The sequence below is a fragment of the Streptomyces sp. NPDC021115 genome, from assembly GCF_044333065.1.
In the GTDB taxonomy this organism is placed as follows: Bacteria; Actinomycetota; Actinomycetes; order Streptomycetales; family Streptomycetaceae; genus Streptomyces.
Map to the genome: position 1 here is coordinate 375,602 of NZ_JBIRQF010000002.1, position 23,661 is coordinate 399,262.

The 23,661-nt window shown below is 69.7% G+C and carries 21 protein-coding genes and 2 pseudogenes; 11 read left to right on the forward strand and 12 right to left on the reverse strand.

The window, feature by feature from the left end; translation table 11 throughout:
* Window positions 1-20: 20 nt before the first annotated feature.
* Window positions 21-1,565 carry an alpha-L-fucosidase gene (locus ACH4TL_RS07310; RefSeq protein WP_398310561.1) on the forward strand — a complete coding sequence of 515 codons (1,545 nt, stop codon included), beginning with the start codon at window positions 21-23 and terminating at the stop codon, window positions 1,563-1,565.
* Between the two features lie 104 nt (window positions 1,566-1,669).
* Here the strand turns inward: ACH4TL_RS07310 and serA are convergent.
* The 5 genes and pseudogenes from serA to ACH4TL_RS07335 form a co-directional block, all read right to left on the reverse strand.
* Window positions 1,670-3,260: pseudogene (serA, locus tag ACH4TL_RS07315) on the reverse strand (phosphoglycerate dehydrogenase).
* A gap of 129 nt (window positions 3,261-3,389) precedes the next feature.
* Entirely contained in the window at window positions 3,390-4,715 is a 1,326-nt protein-coding gene (locus ACH4TL_RS07320; RefSeq protein ID WP_398310558.1) for an MFS transporter, read from the reverse strand.
* The gene (locus tag ACH4TL_RS07325) at window positions 4,715-5,869 is read right to left on the reverse strand and encodes a PLP-dependent cysteine synthase family protein (RefSeq protein WP_398310555.1); all 1,155 of its coding nucleotides are present in this window, start codon (window positions 5,867-5,869) and stop codon (window positions 4,715-4,717) included. Before ACH4TL_RS07325 ends, ACH4TL_RS07320 begins: the two co-directional genes overlap by 1 nt.
* A 1,512-nt stretch (window positions 5,870-7,381) precedes the next feature.
* On the reverse strand, window positions 7,382-8,476 hold the full coding sequence (locus ACH4TL_RS07330) for a serine hydrolase domain-containing protein (RefSeq protein WP_398310552.1): 1,095 nt from the start codon (window positions 8,474-8,476) through the stop codon (window positions 7,382-7,384).
* Between the two features lie 70 nt (window positions 8,477-8,546).
* Window positions 8,547-8,741, reverse strand: a complete 195-nt coding sequence (locus ACH4TL_RS07335) for a hypothetical protein (RefSeq protein ID WP_398425214.1) — start codon at window positions 8,739-8,741, stop codon at window positions 8,547-8,549.
* Between ACH4TL_RS07335 and ACH4TL_RS07340 the strand changes: the two genes are divergently transcribed.
* The 6 genes and pseudogenes from ACH4TL_RS07340 (at window position 8,733) to ACH4TL_RS07365 (ending at window position 12,916) form a co-directional block, all read left to right on the forward strand.
* Window positions 8,733-9,092 (forward strand): hypothetical protein, encoded by a 360-nt coding sequence (locus ACH4TL_RS07340; protein ID WP_398425210.1) that lies wholly within the window; start codon window positions 8,733-8,735, stop codon window positions 9,090-9,092. The genes ACH4TL_RS07335 and ACH4TL_RS07340 overlap by 9 nt on opposite strands.
* A gap of 86 nt (window positions 9,093-9,178) precedes the next feature.
* Window positions 9,179-9,889: a DUF305 domain-containing protein gene (locus tag ACH4TL_RS07345; RefSeq protein WP_398310549.1), complete on the forward strand. Its 711-nt coding sequence runs from the start codon at window positions 9,179-9,181 to the stop codon at window positions 9,887-9,889.
* 137 nt (window positions 9,890-10,026) lie between these two features.
* Complete coding sequence (locus tag ACH4TL_RS07350; protein WP_398311586.1) at window positions 10,027-10,887, forward strand: F510_1955 family glycosylhydrolase; 861 nt, start codon at window positions 10,027-10,029, stop codon at window positions 10,885-10,887.
* Between the two features lie 282 nt (window positions 10,888-11,169).
* Window positions 11,170-11,349: pseudogene (locus tag ACH4TL_RS07355) on the forward strand (WD40 repeat domain-containing protein); the annotation flags it as partial.
* Between the two features lie 171 nt (window positions 11,350-11,520).
* Window positions 11,521-11,904: a VOC family protein gene (locus ACH4TL_RS07360; RefSeq protein WP_398310546.1), complete on the forward strand. Its 384-nt coding sequence runs from the start codon at window positions 11,521-11,523 to the stop codon at window positions 11,902-11,904.
* 19 nt (window positions 11,905-11,923) lie between these two features.
* Window positions 11,924-12,916, forward strand: coding sequence for a Rieske 2Fe-2S domain-containing protein (locus tag ACH4TL_RS07365; RefSeq protein WP_398310543.1), 993 nt, complete (start codon window positions 11,924-11,926; stop codon window positions 12,914-12,916).
* Here the strand turns inward: ACH4TL_RS07365 and ACH4TL_RS07370 are convergent.
* Window positions 12,898-13,344: an ATP-binding protein gene (locus tag ACH4TL_RS07370; RefSeq protein WP_398310540.1), complete on the reverse strand. Its 447-nt coding sequence runs from the start codon at window positions 13,342-13,344 to the stop codon at window positions 12,898-12,900. The two genes, ACH4TL_RS07365 and ACH4TL_RS07370, sit on opposite strands and share 19 nt — an antisense overlap.
* Before the next feature lie 164 nt (window positions 13,345-13,508).
* Between ACH4TL_RS07370 and ACH4TL_RS07375 the strand changes: the two genes are divergently transcribed.
* The 3 genes from ACH4TL_RS07375 to ACH4TL_RS07385 are packed head-to-tail and all read left to right on the forward strand — an operon-like array spanning window position 13,509 to window position 14,709.
* Complete coding sequence (locus tag ACH4TL_RS07375; protein WP_398310537.1) at window positions 13,509-14,354, forward strand: helix-turn-helix domain-containing protein; 846 nt, start codon at window positions 13,509-13,511, stop codon at window positions 14,352-14,354.
* The gene (locus tag ACH4TL_RS07380; RefSeq protein WP_398310534.1) at window positions 14,351-14,527 is read left to right on the forward strand and encodes a DUF397 domain-containing protein; all 177 of its coding nucleotides are present in this window, start codon (window positions 14,351-14,353) and stop codon (window positions 14,525-14,527) included. The genes ACH4TL_RS07375 and ACH4TL_RS07380 overlap by 4 nt, the downstream gene beginning before the upstream one ends.
* Window positions 14,524-14,709 (forward strand): DUF397 domain-containing protein, encoded by a 186-nt coding sequence (locus ACH4TL_RS07385; RefSeq protein ID WP_398310531.1) that lies wholly within the window; start codon window positions 14,524-14,526, stop codon window positions 14,707-14,709. The genes ACH4TL_RS07380 and ACH4TL_RS07385 overlap by 4 nt, the downstream gene beginning before the upstream one ends.
* A gap of 6 nt (window positions 14,710-14,715) precedes the next feature.
* Here the strand turns inward: ACH4TL_RS07385 and ACH4TL_RS07390 are convergent, their stop codons facing one another.
* From ACH4TL_RS07390 to ACH4TL_RS07415, 6 genes are read right to left on the reverse strand one after another with little or no spacing between them, the layout of a single operon-like run.
* Window positions 14,716-15,594, reverse strand: a complete 879-nt coding sequence (locus ACH4TL_RS07390; RefSeq protein ID WP_398310528.1) for a sugar phosphate isomerase/epimerase family protein — start codon at window positions 15,592-15,594, stop codon at window positions 14,716-14,718.
* A 26-nt stretch (window positions 15,595-15,620) separates the two neighbouring features.
* Window positions 15,621-17,678, reverse strand: a complete 2,058-nt coding sequence (locus ACH4TL_RS07395; protein WP_398310525.1) for a dipeptide ABC transporter ATP-binding protein — start codon at window positions 17,676-17,678, stop codon at window positions 15,621-15,623.
* Window positions 17,679-17,683: 5 nt separating this feature from the next.
* A complete protein-coding gene (locus tag ACH4TL_RS07400; protein WP_398310522.1) occupies window positions 17,684-18,565 on the reverse strand; it encodes an ABC transporter permease in 882 nt (293 codons plus the stop codon).
* A complete protein-coding gene (locus ACH4TL_RS07405; protein ID WP_398310519.1) occupies window positions 18,562-19,503 on the reverse strand; it encodes an ABC transporter permease in 942 nt (313 codons plus the stop codon). The genes ACH4TL_RS07400 and ACH4TL_RS07405 overlap by 4 nt, the downstream gene beginning before the upstream one ends.
* A 19-nt stretch (window positions 19,504-19,522) precedes the next feature.
* Entirely contained in the window at window positions 19,523-21,106 is a 1,584-nt protein-coding gene (locus ACH4TL_RS07410; protein WP_398310516.1) for an ABC transporter substrate-binding protein, read from the reverse strand.
* 58 nt (window positions 21,107-21,164) lie between these two features.
* A complete protein-coding gene (locus ACH4TL_RS07415) occupies window positions 21,165-22,268 on the reverse strand; it encodes a Gfo/Idh/MocA family protein (RefSeq protein WP_398310513.1) in 1,104 nt (367 codons plus the stop codon).
* Window positions 22,269-22,431: 163 nt separating this feature from the next.
* On the opposite strand from ACH4TL_RS07415, the gene ACH4TL_RS07420 reads away from it, so the two are divergent.
* Window positions 22,432-23,661, forward strand: coding sequence for an ROK family protein (locus ACH4TL_RS07420; protein ID WP_398310510.1), 1,230 nt, complete (start codon window positions 22,432-22,434; stop codon window positions 23,659-23,661).

Consider the following 23,661-nt stretch of genomic DNA (forward strand, 5'->3'; position numbering starts at 1 on the left):
CGTACCCGAAAGGTCTTCTCATGACGATCAACAGGCGCCTGTTCCTGTCCGGAGTCGCCACCGTCGCCGCCGCCACGGCAGCAGATCTCGGGATCGCCCCCGGGGCAGCGCTTGCCGCGCCTTCGTCGTACTCACCCACCTGGCCCTCGGTCGATCAGCACCCCGCGGCGCCCGAGTGGTTCCAGGACGCCAAGTTCGGCATCTACTTCCACTGGGGCGCCTTCAGCGTGCCCGCGTTCGACAACGAGTGGTATCCGCGGAACATGTACATCGGTGGCAGCGCCGCGAACAGGCACCACACGGCCACCTACGGCGAGCCCTCCGCATGGCCGTACCACAACTTCATCGACGGAGCCCGCGACAAGGCCGGCAACATGGTCCAGTTCGCCCCCAGACTCGCCTCCGCGGGCGGCAAGTTCGACCCGAATGCCTGGGCCCAGCTCTTCGCCGACGCCGGTGCCGGGTTCGCCGGTCCTGTCGCCGAGCACCACGACGGCTTCTCCATGTGGGACAGCGCGGTCAACGAATGGAACTCGGTGCGGCGTGGCCCCCGGCTGGATCTCCTCCGGCTCTTCCGCGACGCCATCCGCGGCAAGGGGCTGAAGCTGCTGGTGGCCATGCACCACGCGTACAACTTCAACGGCTACTACGATCACGTGCCCGCCCAGCCGACCCCCAGCCTGAAGAAGCTCTACGGCCAGCTGGACCGGGCCGCCGAGAACCAGTTGTGGTACGACAAGCTCAAGGAAGTGGTCGACCAGGCCCAGCCGGACATCCTCTGGGAGGACTTCGACCTCACCAAGGTCGACGAGGCCCGGCGCCTGAACTTCCTGTCGTACTACTACAACCAGGCCCTCGCGTGGGGCAAGGACGTCGTGGCCACCTACAAGGACGGCTACAACAACAAGGGCGAGGTCTTCGACTACGAACGCGGTGGTCCGGGCGACCTCACGTTCCCGTACTGGCTCACCGACGACAGCATCAGCAGCTCGAGCTGGTGCTACACGCAAGGCATCGGCTACTACTCCACCACCCAGCTGCTGCACGCGATGATCGACCGGATCAGCAAGAACGGGAACATGCTCCTCAACATCGCCCCCATGGCCGACGGCAGCATTCCGCAGGGGCAGCGCGACGTACTCCTCGGCATCGGCGACCATCTCAAGCGCTTCGGCGAGTCCCTCTACGTCACGCGTGCCTGGAGGGCCTACGGCGAAGGCCCGACCAAGATGGGCGGCGGATCCTTCACCGAGCCGCGCGCCGGTACCCCCAAGGACATCAGGTTCACCCGCGACAAGTCCAACAAGGTGCTGTACGCGACGATCCTCGGCTGGCCGGGCACGTCGACGGTGATCAGCACGCTTGCCGCCGGCCGCATCGACATGCGCTCGCTGACGTCGTTGCAGTTGCTGGGCAGCACCGCGGGCACGTACACGAACCTGCCCGCCCCCACCCAGAGCGGCGACGGGTTGCACATCAGCCTCCCGTCCCCCTCGGCACCGTACGGCGCGCTGGCCTACGTGCTGAAGTTCACCTTCTCCGGCCAGATCCCCGCCCTGCGTTGAGCCGCGCACTTCTCCACGGTTGCTCGTCGACCGTGGGGAAATGTCGTTGCGGGCCGCCCACCGCCGAAGCAGTGAGCGGCCCGGGTTCCGCGACCTTGAGGTGGTCAGTCGAGGGTGACCGCGCGGGCGAAGGTGGCGTCGATATCCTGGGCGATTTCGTCGAGTACGTCGGCCGGGACGTCGCTGTCGACGTTCAGGACGGCGAGCGTCTCACCGCCCGGCACGGACCGGGAGACCTGCATGCCGGCGATGTTGAGGCCCGCCTCGCCGAGTGCGTGGCCGACGGCGCCGACGATGCCGGGCCGGTCCTTGTACCGCAGGAAGATCAGGTGGTCGCTGACCGCGAGGTCGATGGTGTGCCGGCCCACCGACACGATCTTCTGGATGTTCCTGGGGCCGGCCAGCGTGCCGGAGACCGCGACCTGCTCACCGTTGTTCAGGGTGCCGCGGACGGTCACCACATGGTGGTGGTCGGGGCAGTGCGAGCTGGTGGTGTGGCGCACCTCGACCCCCCGTTCCCGCGCGAGCAGTGGTGCATTGACGTAGGAGACCGCCTGGTCGACGATGTTCTCGAAGACGCCCTTGAGCGCGGAGAGTTCCAGCACCTTGACGTTGTGCCGGGTGATGTCGCCGTACACCTCGATATCGAGCCGGACCGCGACCTCGCCGGCCAGGGCGGTGAAGATCCGGCCGAGGTTCACGGCGAGCGGCACGCAGGGGCGGACGTCCTCGGCGATGACGCCGCCCTCGACGTTGACCGCGTCCGGGACCAGCTCTCCCGCGAGCGCCAGCCGCACCGACGTGGCGACGGCGATGCCCGCCTTCTCCTGGGCCTCATCGGTCGAGGCGCCCAGGTGTGGGGTGGCCACGACGTTGTCGAACGCGAAGAGCGGGGAGTCGGTGCACGGCTCCTGGGCGAAGACGTCCAGGCCCGCGGCGGCGACGCGGCCCTCCTTGAGCGCGCTGGCCAGTGCCTGCTCGTCGACGATCCCGCCTCGTGCGGCGTTGACGATCCGGACCTCGGGCTTGACCTTGTGCAGGGCCTCGTCGCCGATCAAGCCGACGGTCTCGGGCGTCTTCGGGAGGTGGACCGTGAGGAAGTCGGCGACCTCCAGCAGCTCGTCGAGGGAGAGGAGCTTGACGCCCAGCTGCGCGGCGTGTGCGGGGGGGCACGTACGGGTCGTAGGCGATGACCTCCATGCCGAAGGCGGACATCCGCTGGGCGACCAGCACACCAATGCGGCCGAGACCGACCACGCCGAGGGTCTTCTCACTCAGCTCGACGCCGGTGTACTTGCTGCGCTTCCACTCGCCGTTCTTCAGCGCCGTATGGGCCTGCGGAATGTTCCGCGCGGTGGCGACGAGCAGACCGCAGGCGAGCTCGGCGGCGGTGACGATGTTGGACGTCGGGGCGTTGACGACCATGACGCCCGCCTGGGTGGCGGCGGAGACGTCGACGTTGTCGAGGCCGACCCCGGCGCGGGCGACGACCTTCAGCTTCTTGGCGGCGGCGATGGCCTCCGCGTCGACCGTGGTCGCGCTGCGCACCAGGAGCGCGTCGGCATCCGCGATCACGGAGAGGAGTTCGGCTCGATCGGCGCCATCGCAGTGCCGGATCTCGAAGTCCGGGCCCAGGGCGCCGACAGTGGCGGGCGACAGCTTCTCCGCCACGAGTACGACAGGTTTCGAGCTCACGGTGAATTTCCATCCCTACGGGTTCGTTGAAGAACGGCCGCCCCGGCGGCCGCATACGGCGGTGGCTTCGCTGCATGGCCCGCAGGGAGGACGAAGGAAGGCTCGTCCTCCCTGCGGCAGGACCATCGGTCAGGTGGACACCGACTCGGGCTGTGTCTCACGTACCGGCGGCGCGAGGCGGCCGGTGCGGTGCAGTCCGTACAGGGCGGCGGCACAGGCCAGGCCGAGCGCGCAGAGCACGATCCACGGGAGCGCGGAGACGCCGGCCGCGCGGGCGGCGTCCAGAGAGGCCCCGGTCAGCAGGTTTCCGAGCGTGATGCCGACGCCGCAGATGGTGTTGTAGAGCCCGTAGTGGGTGGCGACCAGACGGTCACCGGAGAGTCGGACGATGGTGTCCATCTCGAACGGGTAGGCAATCATCGTCCCCACCGCCAGGAGCAGAGCGGAGAGCGCGGGCGGGACGGCCGCGAGCAGCCACAACCCCACGCCGCCCTCCGGGACGGGCACGGCCGTCGGCACCAGCAGGGGCAGGAACGCCACACCCATGGTGAACAGCCCCCAGGCAAGTGCCCGGCCCGGCTCCATGCGGGCCTTGCACCACGCGGTCACCTTGGTCTGGAAGAGGATCGTGCTCAGGCCCGAAACAGCGAAGAGCATCGCCACCGCCGCTGTCCCGGACGTTCCGTCGCCGCCCAGGCGCCGCACTTCCAGCGGCAGGGCGAGATAGACCTGGAACTGCATGACGTAGAAGCCGATCATGGCGACCGAGAACAGCAGGAACGGCCGGTTGGCCACGATGGTGCGCCACTGGGACAGCACGCCGTCCTGCCCGCCGCTTCCCTTGGTGGCCGGCGCGTCGTCCGCCCGGCGGGCGGGCAGACTGCGGAGCTGCACGATGCTCAGCAGCGCGAAGATCCCGGCCGACACCAGGCAGGCGACGCGGAAGTCGACACCGGTGAGCACCATGCCGACGAGGGGGCCGAGCAGGATGCCGGCCTGGTAGAAGATGTTGAACAGCCCGAACGCTTCGACCCTGCGCTCCCCGGCGTCCGCCGCCAGATAGGCCCTGACCGCCGGGTTGAACAGGGCGCCCGCCAGCCCGGTCGCCGCGGACGCGGCGAGCAGCGCGGGCAGCGCGTCCACCAGTCCGAGGGTCGCGAAACCGACGATGCGGAGCATCAGCCCGGCGATGATCAGCGGCTTGTAGCCGAGCCGGTCGGCCAGGGTTCCGCCGACCAGGAACATCCCCTGCTGGCTGAAGTTGCGTATGCCGAGCACGAGCCCGACGGCCCAGCCGGCCAGCCCGACCGTGCCGGACAGGTGCGCGGCCAAGTACGGCATCAGCATGTAGAAGCCGAGGTTGATGGAGAACTGGTTCACCATCAACAACTGGACGCTGCGCGGGTAGGAGCGCAGCTGTGCCAGGGTTCCCCCGGAAAGTGACTGCCGGTCCATCACCGGTCTCCCTCCACCTGCTCCACCTGGGTGTCGAACTCAGGGAGCTCGGCAGCGTCGTTCTCCTGTGCCGGATCGGACAGGGTGAGCGGGTCGACCACGGTGGTGCACCGGGTCCAGCGGCTGACTTCCTTCTCGTCCAGGCGGCCGATCGTCTCCGGTTCGACGGGCGGCGGGGACTCGAGCAGACCGTGGGCGGCGCAGTAGTCGTCGTCGTAGACCGTGCCGAGATAGCGTTGCGGGCCGTCGGGGAAGATTGCCGCGATCTTCGTATCCGCGGGCAGGGTGCGGGCCAGCCAGCCCGCCACCAGGGAGACCGCGCCGACGCTCCAGCCGCCGCTGGCGTAGTGGGAGGCGGCGAGCTGGCGGCAGGTCCACACCGCCTCGGCCGGTGCCACCCAGTGCACCTCGCTGAAGTTGTCGTAGGCGACGTTGCGGGGATAGATGCTGGAACCCAGGCCGCGCATCAGCCGGGTGCGGGCGGGCTGCCCGAAGATGGTCGAGCCGATGGTGTCGACGCCGACGAGCTTCAGCTCCGGGTACAGGGCCTGCAACACCCGGGAGACGCCGGCGGAGTGGCCGCCGGTACCCACGCTGCACACCAGCACGTCGAGGTGGCCCAGTTCGGAGGCCAGCTCCAGCGCGAGCGGGGTGTAGGCGGTGGTGTTGTCGGGATTGTTGTACTGGTCGGGGCACCACGAGCCGGGGTGCTGGGCCATGAGCTGAGCCACCCGCTCGCGCCGCGCCTGCTGCCAGCCGCCGGTGGGGTGGGGTGCGGAGACGACGTCGACCCTTGCTCCGTAGGTGGTCAGCAGCTGGGTCATGGACCGCTCCAGGCCCGGGTCGGTGACCAGGGTGACGGGGTGGCCGTGGACCATGCCCGCCAGGGCCAGTCCCAGGCCGAGGGTGCCGCTGGTGGATTCGATGATCCTGGCGCCGGGGCGCAGATCGCCGCGGGCGCGGGCCCGCTCGACCATGTACAGGCCGGGCCGGTCCTTGATCCCGCCGGGGTTGAAGCCCTCCAGCTTCGCCCAGAACCCCCGGCCGGCGGGGGTGAGGGGCTCGGAGATCCGGAGAACCGGGGTGTCGCCCACGAGCCCGGACAGGGCCGAGCGGGCAGGGGGTGTGATCTCGGTGGTGGTCTGCGGGTGCATCTTCCGCTCTCATCGGTGGTGTGACGGGGTATGCGTCGGACGTGCCGTCCGGCCCAGGACGAGGCATCCGCCCCGGGATCTGGTGGCAGCACGCGCGGCCGGTGTCGACGACCGCGAAGGCCCGTCTAGATCCGCCACCGACAGACGACGGCGAGGGTGGACCGGCCCGAACGCCGTATCCGGGGTCTGCTTCCTCCGGGCCGAGCGGCCCCCTGCCGGCCGGCCACGGCAGCGGTCACTCCGGCCGCCACTCCGGCGAAGGCGGCCGGGGCCGCGGTGCCCGTCGACAACTGCCGGGCGTGCGGCCGGACTTGGCTGACCGCGTACGACGTGCAATGTGCACCGGAGTGTGGATGCGGTCCGTGGGGCATCGCACGCACGGTGTCCGCCTGCGCGAGCGGGAGGAGAACGGCCGAGGCCGCGGGTCGGCCCCGCGTGAGGCTGTTGTCAGCGTGCGTGGCAGAACAGTCGAACGTCCACAGCAGCAAGCCTCCGAGGACGAAGACCAGCAGCCGCAGCAGCCGAGCCCTGGTAGCCGGGCGGCTGAGGTGAGCGGGGGAAAGGGGGTGGAACAGCACGGTTCCTCCGGGGAGCGGCCGCTGCTCCCACGGCGTGGCGAGGGAGCGGCGGATCGGGATCAGCAGGCATCCGAGCGGGCACCGGGAGCGGACCCGTCCCACGCGAGGAAGCGTGGCTACGTGCGCCCAGGGTGCCGGGAACAGACCGCACGTGGCCGACCCGTCCCGCAGGACGGGGGCTGTCATCTCTCAGGAGAGCGGCGGCCAGTCGGGGACGCCGGAATCTAGACCTGCTGAACCACGGAGGCTCTCGAACCCGTCAACGAAAGAACGGCCGACTTCGATCGGAAAGGGTCGGACTTCCCCAACGCAAACGGGTACGCCAATGGCACGGTGCCCCACGTGGACAGACGGGGAGCGGCCAGACACAGGTCCTGCTGGGGCTGGCCCGAGAGGCAGTCCTCAACCGGGTGGGCAGAGCCGTCACCCTCGTGCTGGCCGTCGGCTGCCGCAACGTCGGGCGACGCGCACGCGGCAGCGCCGCCTCCTTCGGTCCTGCCCGTTTGACCTGCCTGAATCACGGTGGACGCGCGTGCGGACGCGGTCGCACCGGCCCCTGCGTGCCCCTCGGCGCTCTCAGCGCTCGCGCCGTGCGTGACCAGGACGCCGAGCACCAGAACGGCCAGCCACAGCAGGCGCAACGGCCCCGCGGAGCGGGGCCGCCGCATGCCGGAGCGCGACCAAGCCGTAACCATGTCGTGATCGTAACCATTGCCCGACGGCGCGGCGCAAACTTCTCTCGGAAACGCCGAGTTAACAGTGGCACACAGATTTCGCGCACGGGATCAGGCCGACGCTCCGGGTCTGATGAAACGGCAGGTCGTTCCACCGTCGGCACACTTTCGCGCGGGCCATGGCCGATTGGCCGCCGTCAGACGTGATCCGCCTCACGGTCCTGTCGACGGCTTCGTGGCCTCACTCGTGCTGCCGAGGTTCAGTCCTCGCCGACGACGGTCAGGTCATCTCCCAGGGCGGCGGCGATTTCGGCTGCCCGTGAGTGATCGTCCAACCGTCGCGTCAGGTAAGCGCAGGCGTGGTGGTGCCGAAGTGACCACCACGCGACGGAGCCGCCGATGCCGCCCTTGGCGATCTTGCCCTTGTCGCGTACGAAGCCCAGCGTCCAGGTGATCTCGGTGCCGAACACCTCGTCGTAGTCGGTGACTTGGGAAGTGAGGAGCTCGGTGTGCAGCTGTGGACCCAGGAGGTGGCGTAGCGGTCCGTCCTCGGCGGAGAGGTGGGAGAAGAACGCCGCCATCGCGGTCGCGGTCGTGTGCAGGTTGACCGCTCCGAAGACCGACTGCCGCCATGCCCGGGAGTTGACCCGCTCTGTGTCCAGGGCCCCGGCGGGGATCTGGAGCCACGGCGCCGCGTGGAGCTGCCGCGGCCAGCTCGGGTCGGCGTACTCCAGGTCGGCGACACGGTCCAGCGCCCGGTCCGGCACTCCGAACCAGGCATCGAGGCTCAGCGCAGGTCGCACCACATCGTTGAAGACGTCCCCCAGTGTCGTCCCGGCGCCTGCGCGCAGGATGCCGTCGACCAAGTGACCGTAGGTCAACGCGTGTTCTCCGAGCGCCGTCCCGGGCGGGTACTCCGGTGCCGCCTGCGCCAGGTCCTCCCGCAGCCCACTGTCGTCCAGCAGGTCGAGATGTGCGGCGCCGGCCGTGAAACGGGGCTGGCCCGCGCGGTGGGTGAGCACGTGACGGAGTGTGGTCCGTTCCTTGCCCCGGACGCCGTACCCGCCCCAGTAGTCGGCGATCGGCTCGTCCAGTGCCAGCGCGCCCTCGCGAACCGCCACCAGTGCGGCGATGGTGACGAACGCCTTCGACAGCGAGTAGGGCTGGACCAGGGTGTCGCCGCGCCAGGGACGGCTCCGCCCGGTATCGGCCCACCCGGCGTTCAGCCGGACGACCTCGCGGCCGTCCCGCCAGACCGAGAGCCCCGCCCCGGTTTCCGAGCCGTCGTCCACCAATCGCTGTAAGACCTCGCGCACCGCTTCGTAGCCGTCCGCGGCGAACCCCTCGACGCTCATCCCGCCCGCTCCTCCGTCCAGCCCGGTGCATGCGTCCGTTTCTCTGCCGTTACCATTACTACCAAGCAACTTAGTAGGTCACCCCCGCGCCCGACCCGCGCAGCATGATCCGGTCCGCTTCGGTGGCGTCGGAGAGCGGAGCGACCACAGAGGGAGTCACGACGTGCAGGTGAGCCGATGCGTACGAACAGGAGGTGCCCTCGGGCACCTGCTGCTCGTCGTCGTGCTCGCGATGGGCGTCTTCGTGATGCACTCGATGGGCCATCCCGACGGCGCCTCCCACACGAGCGTGGGAGCGGCTCACGCATCGGCCACGACCGCCCACGCAGGCGGCGGTATGTCCTCGCCGCGGGACGTTGCCGCCACCTCGCGCACTTCGGATTCCCACCAGGACAGCAAGGCGTTCTCCCACTCCCCGGCCATGGGGATGGACATGGCCTCGCTGTGCGTGGCCGTGCTCGGCACGTGGGTTCTCGCCGGTCTTCTCCGCGCGGTTCTGAGCCGCGGGACGGACTGGCTGGCGCGGCTTCGCGACGGCGCCATGGCGGCCCTGCACCCCAATCCCCCTCCGCGCAGACCGCCTGACCTCGCTCAACTGTCAGTCCTGCGGATCTAGGCCGAACGCCACCGTGGGCGGCTCGCGCTGCCCGCGTACCCCGTTCGACCACCTTTCCGCAGAACAGACACCACGAGGTTTTCGACATGACCGCCATCAAGCGCAGCGGGCTCCGTCCGCGCGTCCGCCGCATCGCTCTCGTCAGCATCGTCGCCGCCGCAGGCTTGGTCCTCGCCGCCTGTGGCAACGACGACGACATGAGCGGTATGGACCACGGGAGCAAGGGCAAGAGCTCCGCCTCGGCGAGCGCGAGCAGCGGGGAGAACCCCGCACCGGGCACGTTCAACGACGCGGACGTGAAATTCGCGCAGATGATGATCCCCCACCACGAGCAGGCCATCGAGATGTCCGAGCTCGCCGACGAGCGTGCCGAGGACGCCAAGGTCAAGACCCTCGCCGGGAACATCGAGAAGGCGCAGGGCCCCGAGATCAAGAAGATGAAGTCCTGGCTCAAGGCCTGGGGCAAGCCCGAGTCGGGCAGCAGCATGCCCGGTATGGACCACGGTTCCGGCAGCAGCATGCCCGGCATGGACCACGGTTCCGGCGGCTCCGACGACTCGGGCATGGCCGGGATGATGTCCGACAAGGACATGAAGGAGCTGAAGGCCGCCAAGGGCACGGACTTCGACAAGATGTTCGTGGAGATGATGATCGGCCACCACAACGGGGCGATCGACATGGCGAAGGACGAGCAGAAGAGCGGTAAGAACGCCACCGCGAAGAAGCTCGCCGACGATGTCGTCAAGGACCAGACCGCTGAGGTCAAGCAGCTCCAGGGCATCCTCGACAAGCTCTGATCCGATCACACGCCGACCGTTCCGGGCTCAGCCGGTCATTCCGGGGAGCCCGGGGCGGTCGCCCCCCTCACACGCCTCACTCGGGCCGCGCCCGGTCATGTCCCGGCCCGCCCCACGATTCCCGAGGACTCATGAAGATGCACCGCGCCGTCCGGGCAGCCGCCGCTGTCGCCCTCGGCCTCACGCTGGCCGCCTGCTCCGGCGGAGACGGCGACACGGACTCGTCCGCTGCCGTCACCACTGTCAGCCACATCCACGGACTCGGGCTGGACCCGTCAGGCCAGCGCCTGTACGTCGCGACCCACGAAGGCATCTACACCCCCGACTCCCAGGGCAATCCCAAGCTGGTGGGCGACAGCAAGGACGACTTCATGGGCTTCACGGTGGCCCAGGGCAAGACCTTCTACGCCAGCGGCCACCCCGCCTCCGGGTCGGACGGCCCCGGCAACAAGGGACTGATCAAGAGCACCGACGCGGGCAGGACCTGGCGGTCGCTCTCCCTCTCGGGGAAGTCCGACTTCCACGCCCTGGACTACGCACACGGCACCATCTACGGCTACGACTCAACCAACGGCCTGCTCCGCACCAGCAAGGACGGCACCACCTGGAAGGACGGAGCAACGTTCCAGGCGCTCGACATCGCGGTCAACCCGGACGACGCGGGCCTCGTCCTCGCCACCACCGCGGAAGGGGTGGCCCGCAGTACCGACGGCGGCAAGACCTTCGCCACAGCCAAGCAGCCGGTGATGGCCTTCCTCTCCTGGAAGGCCAAGAACGCCCTCTACGGCGTCGCCACCTCCGGCAAGCTGAGCCGCAGCACCGACGGCGGCGCCACCTGGCAGAAGCTCGCCACCGTCCCCGGTGGACAGCCTCAGGCGCTCACCGCCGTCGATGCCCAGCACGTCCTGGCCGCGACGCAGAACGGCGTGTACGAGTCGAAGGACGGCGGCACGACCTTTACCAAGCGCCTCGCCGTCGAGTCGAGCGGCGGCCACTGACCCGCACCCCAGCTGTCGTCACCGAGGCTGACTCATGAGGTGGGCGAGACCGTCCAGGATGCGTCGCAGTCCGGAGCTGAAGGCATGGTCAGGGTTGTACATGCCTTGGTGGGCGGCGCCCGCGGCGCTTCCGACGCGGGTGGCCAGGGGGAACCGGTCGGGGTCGAAAACTGTGAGAGCCGAGCGGGAGAGACCCACGACACCTCCTCACAGCGAGGTTCCGCTCCGCTACGTTGCGACAACACGGCACGGCTGTGGAACACGGCGGACGACCAGACGCGGATGGTGCTCACCGGCCACAGCGGCCTGGTGACGTCGGCCGCCTTCAGCCCTGACGGACGCCGTCTCGCCACCGGAAGCACCGATCACACGGCCCGGATCTGGGGCCTCCCCACCAGCCGTGTCCGGCATGTACTGACCGGCCACACCGACAGCGTGCTGTCCGTGGCGTTCAGTCCCGACGGCAAGACACTCGCGACCGGCTCCGTTGATGGAACGACGGGCCTGTGGGACGTCAGCTCGACCCCGGGGCCGTCGACACGGAGCGGTTGCGGCGTTCGGTCACCGAGCAGTGGCGCCGGGCGCTGATGGCGGATCTGACGGGGAGATGAACGCCCCTGCTAGGGTGCGCCGATGGCATCGGTCAAGCAGTTCCAAGTCACCTTCGACTGCGCGGAACCCGAGCGCGTTGCTCGTTTCTGGTGCGAGGTGCTGGGGTACGTCATGGCGCCGCCGCCCGAGGATCGGGGGTCGTCGGCGGCCTGCGGTGATCCCTCAGGTGTGGGCGCTCGGCTGTACTTCCAGCGCGTACCCGAAAGCAAGGTCGTCAAGAACCGCGTGCATCTTTGCGTGCGGGTCGGCACCGGGCTCGTGGGTGAAGAGCGACTGGCCGCGCTTGAGGCCGAATGCGCACGCCTGCTCCCGCTCGGCGCGGTACGCGTGCGGCTCCTGTACGACGGCAACGACTCGTGCATCGTGATGCAGGACATCGAGGGCAACGAGTTCTGTATCGACTGAGCGCCCGTAGCATCGGCGCATGCCGTTACGTCGTAGTCATGACAAGCTCGCCGACCTGCCGCGCGATCCGCGAGCCGACGCGTACCCGATGCCCCCCGTTCCCTACGGCTGGTACGCCGTGCTCCGCAGCGGAGAGCTGCGGGCGGGGCGGGTCGTCAGCCTGCACTACTTCGGACGCGCCCTCATCGCCTTCCGCGGCGCGGACGGGCAGGCGGGTGTACGTGACGCCCACTGCCCGCACTACGGCGCGCATCTGGGCGCCGGAGGGAAGGTCGTCGGGGGCACCGTGGAGTGTCCGTTCCACGGGTGGCGATTCGGGACGGACGGCCGGTGTACGCATGCGCCGTTCGCGGTCCGTACGCCCAAGGTGTCCCTCGGCGGGTTCCCGGTCCGCGAGCACAGCGGGCTGATCTTCGTCTACCACGGTCCGGACGCGCCCTCGTGGGAGGTGCCGGACATCCCGGAGACGAGTTCCGGCGACTTCGCCTCGCCGATCGACGACGTGTGCCGCGCGCGCATCCACATCCAGGAGATGCGCGAGAACATCGTGGACGAGTCCCACTTCCACTTCATCCACGGCCAGAGCGAACCGCCGGTGCAGGAGCTGTTGCCGGACGGTCCGTTCGCGGAGGTCCGCGGCCGGATCCACCGGCGTGTGCTCGGCCGGGACATCAACAACACCTTCGATGTGTCCATGTACGGGCCGGGCGTGATGGTGGTGCGTGTCCTCGGCCCTGTTCTGTCGGTCACCGCCGTCGCCCTCACCACCCCCGTCGACGACCGCACGAGCGAGATGCGGATGCTGTACTACATCCGCAAACCGACGCGACTGCCCCTGCTGGCGCCGGTGTTCAAGCTGGTCTTCCGGGCGGAGGCCCTGGGCGAGGTGCGGGAGGAGGTCCGGATCTGGGACCACAAGATCCACCAGCCGCGCCCCGTCCTGCTTCCGCACGAGAAGGGCATCAAGGCGTTGCGCCGTTGGTACGCGCAGTTCTATCCGTCCGACACCTGACGGGAGTCCAGTTCCGCCCATACGGTCTTGCCCACGGGGTGGCGCGGCTGGGTGCCCCAGCGGTCGGCGAGTGCCGAGACGAGGAGCAGGCCGCGGCCTGATTCGCTGTCCGGGGCGGGGGCGGGGCCGAGCACCGGCAGTTTCTCGCCACGGGTGTCGGCGACCTCGATGCGCAGGGTTCCGCGTGCTTCATCAAGTGTCAGGGCGAGCCGGAAGTCCCGGCCCTGTACGCGCCCGTGGATCGCCGCGTTGGCGGCCAGCTCGGCGACGATCCGCTCGGCGCGTTCGGTGACGGCGGGTGACACCGGCCAGGCGCGGAGCTGTCCCACGGCGAGCAGCCGGGCGAGGCGGGCCCCGCGTCGCGTGGAGGACAAGCGTTGGGCAAAGGTTCGTGCGGTGGTGGGGAGTTGGGGTGTGCGTGCGTTCATGGGGCAACGGTGGTGGGCCGTCGGGGGCCTTCGCCAGCGGCGCGCCATGTACGCTGCGTCAGCGTGCATGCGCGTTCGGTGGACGGTGCGTGGCTCGATCCGTCACCCTGGGTGAGTCGAGCGCGGGGGCCCTCGCACAACGTACGCACCGGAGGTGTCCGCGTATGACGATTGAACATGCTTGTGGGGCTGGAGGAGACCGGGAACCCGATCCGTCGGACAGTCTGCGGACGTTCGGGGCCGTCGTCCAGGCCCTGCGAGAACACGCGGGTCTGAGCCGGGCAGAGTTCGGGGAGTTGGTCCGGTTCTCGAAGCACACCGTGACGTCGGTGGAGCTGGGACGACGGATGCCGGAGGAGGCGTTCGTGGAGCGGGCGGAGGAGGTGTTGGGCAACACGGGCGCGCTGCGGAGGGCGGCCGGGTTCCTGTCGCGGGGCGAGCCGGGGATCGCGGCGTGGTTCCGGCGGTGGGCGGAGAAGGAGAAGACGGCGGTGAGCCTGTGCACGTACGAGTGCAGGCTGGTGCCGGGGCTGTTGCAGTCGGGGCCCTACGCGCGAGCGGTGTTCGACAACAGCATCCCGCTGCTGACGGACGAGCAGTTGGAGGCACAGCTCATCGCTCGGCTGGAGCGGCAGACGCTATACGAGCGGCCGAACGTGCCGTTCAGTTTCATCGTGGAGGAGTCCGTGTTCCGGAAGAGGCTCGGCGGCCCGGAGGTGATGCGGGGCCTGCTGGACTACGTGTTGGAGCACAGCGCGCCGCGCAACGTAAGCCTTCAAATCATGCCGCTGGACGCCGAGTTCCATGCGTGTCTGGATGGCCCCATGCGGTTGCTGGAGACGCCGGACGGGCGGCACTTCGCCTACTCGGAGGGCCAGCAGAACGGACGGCTCATCTCTGACAGGAAAGAGGTATCTCTCCTCCAACAGCGTTATGACACACTGCGCTCACAGGCCCTCAACACCAAAGACTCGCGGGGCCTGCTGGAGCGGATGCGGGGAGAGCTATGAGTACATCAGAACTCGCTTGGTTCAAGTCCAGTTACAGCGGGACCCAGGGTGACGACTGCGTTGAGGTTGCTGTCACCGAACAGGCTGTCCACGTCCGTGACTCCAAGGACGTGAGCCGCCCGCACTTCGCCGTGACGCCCGACATCTGGGCGCGGTTTGTGCGGTTCGTATGAGCACGCCTGAGCTCGACTGGTTCAAGTCCAGCTACAGCAGCGCCCAAGGCGACGACTGCGTGGAGGTGGCCGTGGCCGATGAGGCCGTTCACGTACGGGACTCCAAGGACACGGCCCGTCCCCACTTCGCCGTCACGCCCGACACCTGGACCCGCTTCGTGCGGTTCGCCGCGGGCGGCTGAGGCCGCTCAGCCGCCGTACGTGACGCGCATCCAGCGCGCCGAGGCGACCGCGCTGTCGTAGGGGTCGGCGATGTCCGGGCAGTCGACCTCTACCATCAGCCAGCCGTCGAACGTGGCGGGCAGGTTGGCGAGGATGCCCTTGAGGTCCAGTTCGCCGCGGCCGGGTTCGACCCAGAGCCCGGCCATGACGGTCTGCTGGTAGCCCCAATCCGCTTCGCGGCCCTGGGCCGCCACGCTCAGGCGGCAGTCCTTCACGTGCACGAACGGAATCCGCTCCGCGTAGTCCTTGATGAACCCGCCGACGTCCGAGCCCGCCCACGCCAGGTGGCCGGTGTCGGGCAGGAAGCCCAGCTTCGACTCCGGCAGGGCATCCAGGACCGCCCGGCCCTCTTCCTCGGTCTCGATCCACGTGCCGACGTGGGGGTGCAGGCTGGGCCGGACGCCTTCGGCGGTCATCGCGTCGGCGATCTTCCCGATCAGCTCCGTCACCGCCTCGACGCGCGCCGCGTCCGGCTCGTACGCCTGCGCCGGGTGCGCCACGCGCGGCTTGTCCTTGCCCATGGCCAGGCCGAGGCCGATCTCCGACATGCCCAGTTCGGCGTGCTGGCGCGCGACAGCGGCAGCGGCCGCGAGAACGTCGGCCTCCATCCCGTCCCGGCCGTCCGAGCGGCATACGAAGTAGCCGGGGGCCAGGGTCAGGCCGACCTCGTCCAGGGCCGCCCGGTACTGCTCCACGGTCCAGTCGGCCGGGACCTCGGCCATGACCGCGTCGAAACCGGACTGCTTGATCAGCGACAGCAGTTGCTTCCGCTCGGGGGCCTTGGACGGGTCGAGCCAGCCGTCGTCGCTGGCCATCCACTGGATCGGGTTGAGTGCGATACGCACGTACGTTTCCCTTCGAAGAGGTCGGGTCAGGGCGCGAGTTCGCCCGCGAAGTGGCAGGCGGCGTGCTGACCGGCGGGGGTGAGGGCGAGGGGTGGCGCGGTGTCCGCGCAGATCGTGCGCTCCGGGTGGGTCAGCGGGCCGATCGGGCAGCGGGTGCGGAACCGGCAGCCCGAGGGCGGGTTCGCGGGGCTCGGGAGGTCACCGCGCAGGACGATGCGTTCCCGCGTACGCGCCCCCACGCTCGGCACCGGCGACGACGAGAGCAGCGAAGCGGTGTACGGATGCTGCGGGTTGCCGTAGACCTCGGCGACGTCGCCGTGCTCGACGATCCTGCCGAGGTACATGACGGCGACGGTGTCGCTGAGGTGGCGTACGACCGACAGGTCGTGCGCGATGAACAGGTAGGCCAGGCCGAGTTCGTTCTGTAGCCGTTCCAGCAGGTTGATGATCTGCGCCTGGATCGACATGTCCAGCGCGGAGACCGGCTCGTCGAGGATCAGCGTCCTCGGCTGCCGGGCCAGGGCCCGTGCGATGCCGATCCGCTGGCGCTGCCCGCCGGAGAACGCGTGCGGGTAGCGGTCGAGGTGTTCCGGGCGCAGCCCCACCTGCGTCATCAGCTCGCGCGCCGCCGTTTCCAGAGCCCGACCGCCGATGCCCCGGAACGCGAGCGCTTCGGTGAGGGACTGCCGGATCGTACGGCGTGGGTTGAGCGAGGCGTAGGGGTCCTGGAACAGGTACTGCACCGAGCCGCGGACCCGTTTGAGGTCGTCCTCGCGCATCGCGCTCACGTCCGTTCCGTCCACCAGAACGGAACCGCCCGCGATCGGGTTGATGCCGACGACGGCGCGGGACAGCGTCGACTTGCCGCAGCCGCTCTCGCCCACGAGCCCGAGGGTGCGGCCCGGGTGGACGGACAGGCTGACCGAGTCGACGGCGTACACAGGGGGTTCCCGGCGGAACAGCCCGCGCCCGCGCGATCCGACGTCGACCCTGACGTCGCGTATCTCCAGCACGGGCGCGGCGGCGGCAGGGGCGGTACGCGGTACCGGTGCCACGTCGGTGCCGCTCGGGGCGAGGGTGACGCCGCGTTGGGCTACGAAGCACGCCGCGGTCTGCCCGGCGTCCCCGATGGCCATCAGCGCCGGGGATTCGTGGGTGCACCTCTCCTCGGCGTAACGGCAGCGTGGCGCGAACGCGCAGCCCGGCGGGGGTGTCGCGGGGTCGGGCGGGCTGCCGGGGATGGCGGGGAGCGGCTGGCCGGTGCGGTCGGCGTCGAGGCGTGGCATGGCCTCCAGCAGCGCCGCCGTGTAGGGGTGGCGCGGGTGCCGGAAGACCTGCTCGGCGGTGCCCTTCTCGACCGTGCGGCCGCCGTACATCACCACGACGTCCGTGCACAGCTCGGCGACCACGCCCATGTCGTGGGTGATGATGGCGACGGCGATGCCGAGTTCGGTGCGCAGTTTGGCCAGCAGCCGCAGGATCTGGGCCTGGATCGTGACGTCGAGGGCGGTCGTCGGTTCGTCGGCGATGAGCAGCGCGGGGTCGTTGGCCAGGGCGATGGCGATGACGACGCGCTGGCGCATTCCGCCGGAGAACTGATGCGGATAGTGGTCGATCTTCGTCGGGACGTCGGGGATGCCGACCTGTTCCAGCAGCTCGACGGCCCGTTTGCGCGCCGTCTTCTTGTCGACGCCGTGGACCGTCATGGCCTCCACGATCTGGTCGCCGACCTTGAGGACGGGGTTGAGCGCGGCCTGCGGGTCCTGGAAGACCATCGCGACCTTGGCTCCGCGCCGCCGCCGCATCTCGCGTTCGGGCAGGGCGAGCAGGTCTTCGCCGTCGAACCGCACCGACCCGGCGGTGATGTCGCCCGGCGGGCGCAGCATCCGCATGATGGACCGCGCGGTGACGGACTTGCCCGAGCCGGATTCGCCGACGATGCCGAGGACGTCACCGGGGTAGATGTCGAAGCTGACGTCGCCCACGGCCGTGACGGGGCCGGACTTCAGCTGGAATTCCGTCTTCAGGCCCTCGACGCGCAGCAGCGGTACGTCGTTGGTCGTCGTCGGCGTCACTGGGGTCATCGACGTCATCGACGGTTCACCGCCTCGTTGAGCGCGTCCGATATCAGGCTGAAGCCCACCGAGAGCAGCAGGAGCACCACTCCGGGGCCGATGATGTACGTGGGGGCCTGGGTGACGAACCGGAGTCCGTTGTTCAGCAGCACGCCGATCGACGGCGTCGGTGGCTGCACGCCCAGGCCGACGATGGACAGGCCCGCCTCGATGTAGATGCCGATGACCATCCAGACGGCGCCGTTGACGACGATGGCGTCCATCGCGTTGGGCAGTACGTGCCGGACGAGCAGTTTCCGGCGCGGGACGCCGAGCACCCGGGCGGCCAGGACGTACTCCCTGCCCTGCTGGGTGAGCCAGGCGCCGCGGGCCAGGCGTCCGGCGGTGGGCAGGCCGCCGATGAGGATGGTGAGGAACAGCGGGAACCACCCGGGGCCGAGGATGGCCACCAGGCACACGCCGAGGATCAGCCCGGGGAAGCCGATGATGACGTCGAGCACCCGTTGCAACCCGGCGCCGAGCCATTCGGAGATCGCGCCGGAGAGGCCGATCAGGGTGCCGATCGCCATGCTGAGCGGCACCGCGGTGAGGATGAGGCTGAGGTCGACGCGGAGTCCGTAGACGCTGCGGATGAAGATGTCGCGGCCGAATTCGTCCACACCGAAGATGTGCTGGGCCGATGGCCCGGTCAGGGCGTTCGCGCCCTGCTGGTCGTAGCCGCCCGGGAACAGGACGGGGGCGAGCAGGGCGGCGAGCACCATGATCGCGAGGATCGACAGCCCGATCACGCCCCGCGGGGTGCGGAAGGCGGACAGGTAGCGGGCCAGCGTCGGATTGAGCCTGCGGCGCGTCGCCGTGGCCGCCGCGCCGGGCGCCCACAGGGGTGCGTCGGTCATGTCTGGGCTCCCAACCTGATCCGCGGGTCGAGCGTCGCGAGGACCATCTCGGTGACGATTTGGCAGATCACCGCCACGAAGACCACACCGAGGATCAGCACCTGGAGGACGGTGAAGTCGCGGGACTGCACGCTGGAGACGGCGAGCTGGCCGAGGCCGTTGCGGTTGAAGATCGACTCGATGATCACCGCACCGGCGAGCAGGGTGCCGATCTGCAGTCCGATCGCGACGACCGCGGTGCCGAAGCTGTTGCGCAGGACGTGGCGCCGGGTGATCCGCCCGGGCGGGGTTCCCTTGGCCAGGGCCAGATCGACGTAGTCCTCGGTGCGGACCTTGGCCATCTCCGACTGGAGCAGCCGGGCCACGATGCCGGAGGACGACAGCGCCAGCGCGACGGCGGGAAGGGTCAGGTACTGGATGCCGATCGAGGGGTTCTCCAGCAGGCTCACCTCGCCGCTGACGGGCAGCCAGCGGTGGTACACGCCGAAGACCAGGATCAGGGCCAGGCCCGTGAGGAACGGCGGGACGGCGACCAGGAGGCTGTTGCCCAGGTCGAGGACCGCCCGCGTCCACCGGTGCCGGGTGGAACCGGCGAGCGCTCCGAGCGCGGTGCCGATGACGACGACGAGCAGCGTGGCGAACACGGCCAGCTCCACGGTGCTCTCCAGCCGGTCGCCGATGAGGCTCGCGACGCTGCGGTGGAGGCGGTAGGACTGGCCCAGGTCGCCGTGGAACAGCCCGGAGATCCAGTCCCAGTACTGCACGACGGGAGACCGGTCAAGCCCCAGCTCCTTCCGGATGGCGGCGACGTTGGCGGCGCTCGGATCCGTACCGGCGAGGCTGACCGCGACGTCTCCGGGGGCGAGCCGCGGCAGGGCGAAGGCGACGACCGAGCTGGCGAGGAGGGCGAAGAGGACTGATGGCGCCTTGCGCGCCATGAACCGGATCATTGCCTCGCTACCCCTTCGGGTCGGACAGCCACGCCTGGCCGAGGTTCAGGAAGCCCCCCTGGGTGGGTTCGATGCCGCCGACGGACGTCGACCTGACCGACAGGGTCGGGCGGGTGATCAGCGGCACCGCGAACGCCTGGTCGAGGAAGTAGGCGTTGTAGGCGTGCAGCGCCTTCCTCTGCGCGGCGGGCGTGCTGGCGGCGGTCATGGCCTGGACGAGCTTCGTATAGGCGGGGCTCTTGAAGTGCAGGAGGTTGTTCTCCGGGACGAACTCGGGCCTGCTGGCGACCGCGCTCGCGGGCAGCAGCGCGTTGCTGTTCATCATCTGGACCGCGGGCGCACCCATGTCCCGCTTGGCGATCCGCCCGTCGTATTCGGTCGCGCTGATGACGTCGGGCTTGGCGTTCAGCCCGACGGCGGCGAGGTTGTTCTTGACGATCTGGAAGATGCCGGTGGCCTCGGGGGTGTTGAGGGTGACGACCTTGAACGTGGCGCCCTTCACCCCCGCCTCGGCGAGCAGCTTCTTGGCCTTGTCCGGCTGATAGCTGTAGTGCTTCGCCTGCTTGGCGTCGTAGCCGACGGCGGACGTCTTCCACGGCAGGTCGGTGGCGTCCGCGTGACCGCCCTCGACCTGCTGCACGATGCGGCGGCGGTCGATCGCGTACTGGACGGCCTGGCGGACCGCCTTCTTGTCGAACGGCGGCTTCGTCACGTCCAGGGAGAGCGGGATCGCCGAGCCGCCCGACGACAGCAGGGCGTATCCGGGCTGCTGGCTCAGGGTGCGGGCGTCGAGGGCGGCCGCGCCGACGCCGTACTGCGCGCGGCCGCTGCGGATGGCCGAGACGATGGCGGTCGGGTCACTGATGACCTCGACGTTGATCTTGTCGAGATGGGTGTTCTTCGCGTCCCGGTACTTCGCGTACTTGGTGAGCGTGATGCGGCCCCCGGGCGTCCACGACTTCCACTCGAAGCGGCCGGTGCCGTCGACGACCTTGCCCGCCGCGTACTTGTCGTAGGTCGCGGGGTTGAGGATCGGGGTCGTCTCGAACAGGTCGAAGATGTTCGGCGTCGGCTTCTTGAAGGTGAGCGTGAGCGCGTGGTCGCCGTTGGCCCGCATCGACTTGATCTGAGCGGCGATCGTCTGGCCCGCCGCGCCCGTCGCCGGGTCCTGCGCCTTCTTCAGGGTGAAGATGACATCGCGCGCCGTGAGCTTGCGGCCGCTGTGGAACGTCACGTCGTCGCGAAGGGTGATGTCGATGCTCTTGGCGTCGGGCGCGAGCTTCCACGACTTCGCGAGGACGCCCTTCGGCTTGCCGGTCTTGGCGTCCATGAGGGTCAGCGTCTCCAGGACCGTGTACTCGGTCAGGATGTTGCCGACGGAGGTCTTGAGGAACGAGCCGGGGTCGGCGTCGCTCGCCTGCGCGACGGTGAGGGTGCCGCCGTCGCGTACCGGGCCCGCGGCCGTGGACTTCCCGCCGGAGGCACCGGCGGGGTGGGTCGCGGCGCTGCACGCGGCGGAGGTGAACACTGCCGCGACCGCGGCGGCGCCTGCTATCAGTCGGGTTCGCCAGGGCGTCGTTCTCGGCGACATCGCTGCTCCTTGAGGGTTTCCTGGGGGTATGCCGGGGGCGTCGGACCGTGAGCGGGGCTCACGCTTGGTAGCGCGGCTGCGGGCGCTCACACGTACTGCTCAGGTGGACGACGCTGGTCTGCTGGGAGGCTTCCGCCACCGCGCACAGCGCTTCGAGGACGTGGAAGGCGAACGTGGCGGTGGCGCGGTGCGGGCCGCCCTCGACCGCGTCCGCGAGGTCGCGGACGCCGAGTCCGCGGCGGGCCTGCTCCTTGGTGCCGACGGCGCCGAACAGCTCGACCACCGGCTCCAGCACCGTCCACTCGGCGTCGCCGTGCCGCCTGAGCCGCACCTCGCCGTCGAAGTGGTTCGGGTTGCCGAGGGAGAGCGTGCCCTCGGTGCCGTAGATCTCCATGAAGGGCAGGTCCGAGTCCCATACGTCGAAGCTCATCTGCGCCGTGCCGAGGACGCCAGAGGCGAAGGTCAGTACGGCCGCGGTGTGGGTGGGGATCGTGACCTCGATGGAGTCCACGGCCCGGCCGGGCGAGGTCACCGGCCGGTGCGGCGCGCCGATCCGGCTCGCCGCGCTGATGGCCTGTATCGGGCCCAGGCAGTTGACGAGGATGGCGATGTAGTACGGCCCCATGTCCATCACCGGGCCGCCGCCCGGCTGGAAGAGGAAGCGCGGGTCCGGATGCCAGGTCTCCGCCTTGCTGTGGCCGATGAACGTCGAGGCGCCGATCGGTGCGCCGATGAGCCCGTCGTCGATGGCCTTGCGCGCCGTCTGGCTCGCGCTGCCGAGGAACGTGTCCGGCGCCGAGCCGAGGATGCGCCCGCTCCTGGCGGCCGCTTCGAGTACCGCCCGGCCCTCCTCGACCGTCGTGGCCAGGGGTTTTTCGACGTAGACGTGTTTTCCGGCGTCCAGGGCGGTGATGATGGTGCGGGCGTGGTGCACCGGCGGGGTGAGGTTCACGATGATGTCCACCGACTCGTCGGCGTACAGCTCCGCATCGTCGCCCCAGGCCGGAATGTCGTGTTCGGCGGCGGCCTGCTTCGCCCGGGCCGTGTCGATGTCGCCCACGCGCACGATCTCCAGCTCCGGGTGGCGGGCCAGGCCGGTGACGTACCGGCCGAAGATGTTGCCGCTGCCCAGAATGCCGATGCGGTGCGTTTGCCTGGTCATGGTGCGGGTTCCTCTCGGGGGGCGCGATGCGGTGCGGTCACCATCGTTTAGTTCGCGCCATGGGGACAAGACGCCGCTTTTAATTTTTTGAGTGGACTAAAGATGGGCCGGTGAGAGACCTTTGACGCGCTCATTGACGGCCTCGGGGGCCGAAATTACTGTCATGGACGTGCATAAAGGCGAGGGCTATCGGCCCGATCCGGTCCTTCTGCCCTCCGTCTCCGTGGGGCTGCGAAGGGTGCTGGACCTCGTGGTGTCGGGCGAGGCGACCAGCCGTGCCGAGATCGCGCGGCGCAGCGGTCTGGTCCGGACGACCGTCGGGAAACAGGTCGACCATCTCGTCGAGCGCGGCATCCTGGAGGAGATCGAGCCGAGCGAGTCGGTGCGCGGCCGCCCGCCGAGGGTGCTGACGCTCAGCCCGCGCGCGGGGACCGTCGCCGTGGCGGACGTCGACACGCTGGCGTCACAGGTGGCGATCGCCGATCTCGCGGGGCGCGTGCTCGCGCAGGAGACCGTACCCCTGCGGATCGACACCGGGCCGGAGACCGTGCTGGAGACGGTGACGGAGCGCCTGCGCGGCCTGCTGGCGCGGTGCGGGCGCGACCCCGGCCGGGTCCGTGAGGTGGTGATGGGCCTGCCCGCGCCGGTGGACGTCCAGCGCGGCCGCGCGGTGCGGCCGACCGGGATGCCCGGCTGGGCGGGCTATCCGGTGGCCGAGGAGCTGAGCAGGCGCTTCCGGTGCCCCGCCCTGGTGGACAACGACGCCAACCTGATGGCCCTCGGCGAGGCGTGCCAGGAGGAGTCCGAAACGCCGCTGCTGTGCATCAAGATCTCCGCGGGGGTGGGGGCCGGGATCGTCACCGCGGAGGGCCAGCTGTACCGCGGGGCGGACGGAGCCGCAGGCGACGTCGGCCACATCCGGGCCGCAGGCGCCGGCGACGTCCTGTGCTCCTGCGGCAACACCGGCTGCCTCTCGGCGCTCGCCTCCCGCCCGGCCGTCCTGCGCGGCCTCGGCATCCCCGAGTCGACCGAGGAGGACCCGCTGCACGGCGCGCGCGTGCTGGCGGAGCGCGTCGCCGACAACGAACCGCGCGCCATACGGGCGCTGCGCCAGGCCGGATCCGACGTCGGCGAGATCGCGGCCATGCTGGTCTCCATGTACAACCCGCGCACGCTGGTCGTCGGCGGCCCGCTGAGCGCACTCCGCGACGAGCTCCTGTCCGGGGTCCGCGCGGTGGTCTACCGGCGCGCGGTGGCCCTGGCCACCAGCAAGATGACCATCACCACGCCCCGGCTCGGCGACAGCTCCGGGATTCACGGCGCCATCGCCCTCGCCACCCGGGACGTGTTCAGCGCGCAGGGCGTGGCGCGGCTGATGGTCGACACGCCGTAG

Bases quoted from the DNA above. Each gene is read 5' to 3' on its own strand.
- ACH4TL_RS07360 (WP_398310546.1), top strand. From the start codon at position 11,521: ATGGCATCGGTCAAGCAGTTCCAAGTCACCTTCGACTGCGCGGAACCC.
- ACH4TL_RS07310 (WP_398310561.1), top strand. From the start codon at position 21: ATGACGATCAACAGGCGCCTGTTCCTGTCCGGAGTCGCCACCGTCGCC.
- ACH4TL_RS07350 (WP_398311586.1), top strand. From the start codon at position 10,027: ATGCACCGCGCCGTCCGGGCAGCCGCCGCTGTCGCCCTCGGCCTCACG.
- ACH4TL_RS07400 (WP_398310522.1), bottom strand. From the start codon at position 18,565: ATGACCGACGCACCCCTGTGGGCGCCCGGCGCGGCGGCCACGGCGACG.
- ACH4TL_RS07405 (WP_398310519.1), bottom strand. From the start codon at position 19,503: ATGGCGCGCAAGGCGCCATCAGTCCTCTTCGCCCTCCTCGCCAGCTCG.
- ACH4TL_RS07335 (WP_398425214.1), bottom strand. From the start codon at position 8,741: ATGGCCCATCGAGTGCATCACGAAGACGCCCATCGCGAGCACGACGAC.
- ACH4TL_RS07385 (WP_398310531.1), top strand. From the start codon at position 14,524: ATGAGCACGCCTGAGCTCGACTGGTTCAAGTCCAGCTACAGCAGCGCC.
- ACH4TL_RS07375 (WP_398310537.1), top strand. From the start codon at position 13,509: ATGACGATTGAACATGCTTGTGGGGCTGGAGGAGACCGGGAACCCGAT.
- ACH4TL_RS07330 (WP_398310552.1), bottom strand. From the start codon at position 8,476: ATGAGCGTCGAGGGGTTCGCCGCGGACGGCTACGAAGCGGTGCGCGAG.
- ACH4TL_RS07325 (WP_398310555.1), bottom strand. From the start codon at position 5,869: ATGCACCCGCAGACCACCACCGAGATCACACCCCCTGCCCGCTCGGCC.
- ACH4TL_RS07420 (WP_398310510.1), top strand. From the start codon at position 22,432: ATGGACGTGCATAAAGGCGAGGGCTATCGGCCCGATCCGGTCCTTCTG.
- ACH4TL_RS07410 (WP_398310516.1), bottom strand. From the start codon at position 21,106: ATGTCGCCGAGAACGACGCCCTGGCGAACCCGACTGATAGCAGGCGCC.
- ACH4TL_RS07395 (WP_398310525.1), bottom strand. From the start codon at position 17,678: ATGACCCCAGTGACGCCGACGACGACCAACGACGTACCGCTGCTGCGC.
- ACH4TL_RS07415 (WP_398310513.1), bottom strand. From the start codon at position 22,268: ATGACCAGGCAAACGCACCGCATCGGCATTCTGGGCAGCGGCAACATC.
- ACH4TL_RS07320 (WP_398310558.1), bottom strand. From the start codon at position 4,715: ATGGACCGGCAGTCACTTTCCGGGGGAACCCTGGCACAGCTGCGCTCC.
- ACH4TL_RS07380 (WP_398310534.1), top strand. From the start codon at position 14,351: ATGAGTACATCAGAACTCGCTTGGTTCAAGTCCAGTTACAGCGGGACC.
- ACH4TL_RS07340 (WP_398425210.1), top strand. From the start codon at position 8,733: ATGGGCCATCCCGACGGCGCCTCCCACACGAGCGTGGGAGCGGCTCAC.
- ACH4TL_RS07345 (WP_398310549.1), top strand. From the start codon at position 9,179: ATGACCGCCATCAAGCGCAGCGGGCTCCGTCCGCGCGTCCGCCGCATC.
- ACH4TL_RS07370 (WP_398310540.1), bottom strand. From the start codon at position 13,344: ATGAACGCACGCACACCCCAACTCCCCACCACCGCACGAACCTTTGCC.
- ACH4TL_RS07365 (WP_398310543.1), top strand. From the start codon at position 11,924: ATGCCGTTACGTCGTAGTCATGACAAGCTCGCCGACCTGCCGCGCGAT.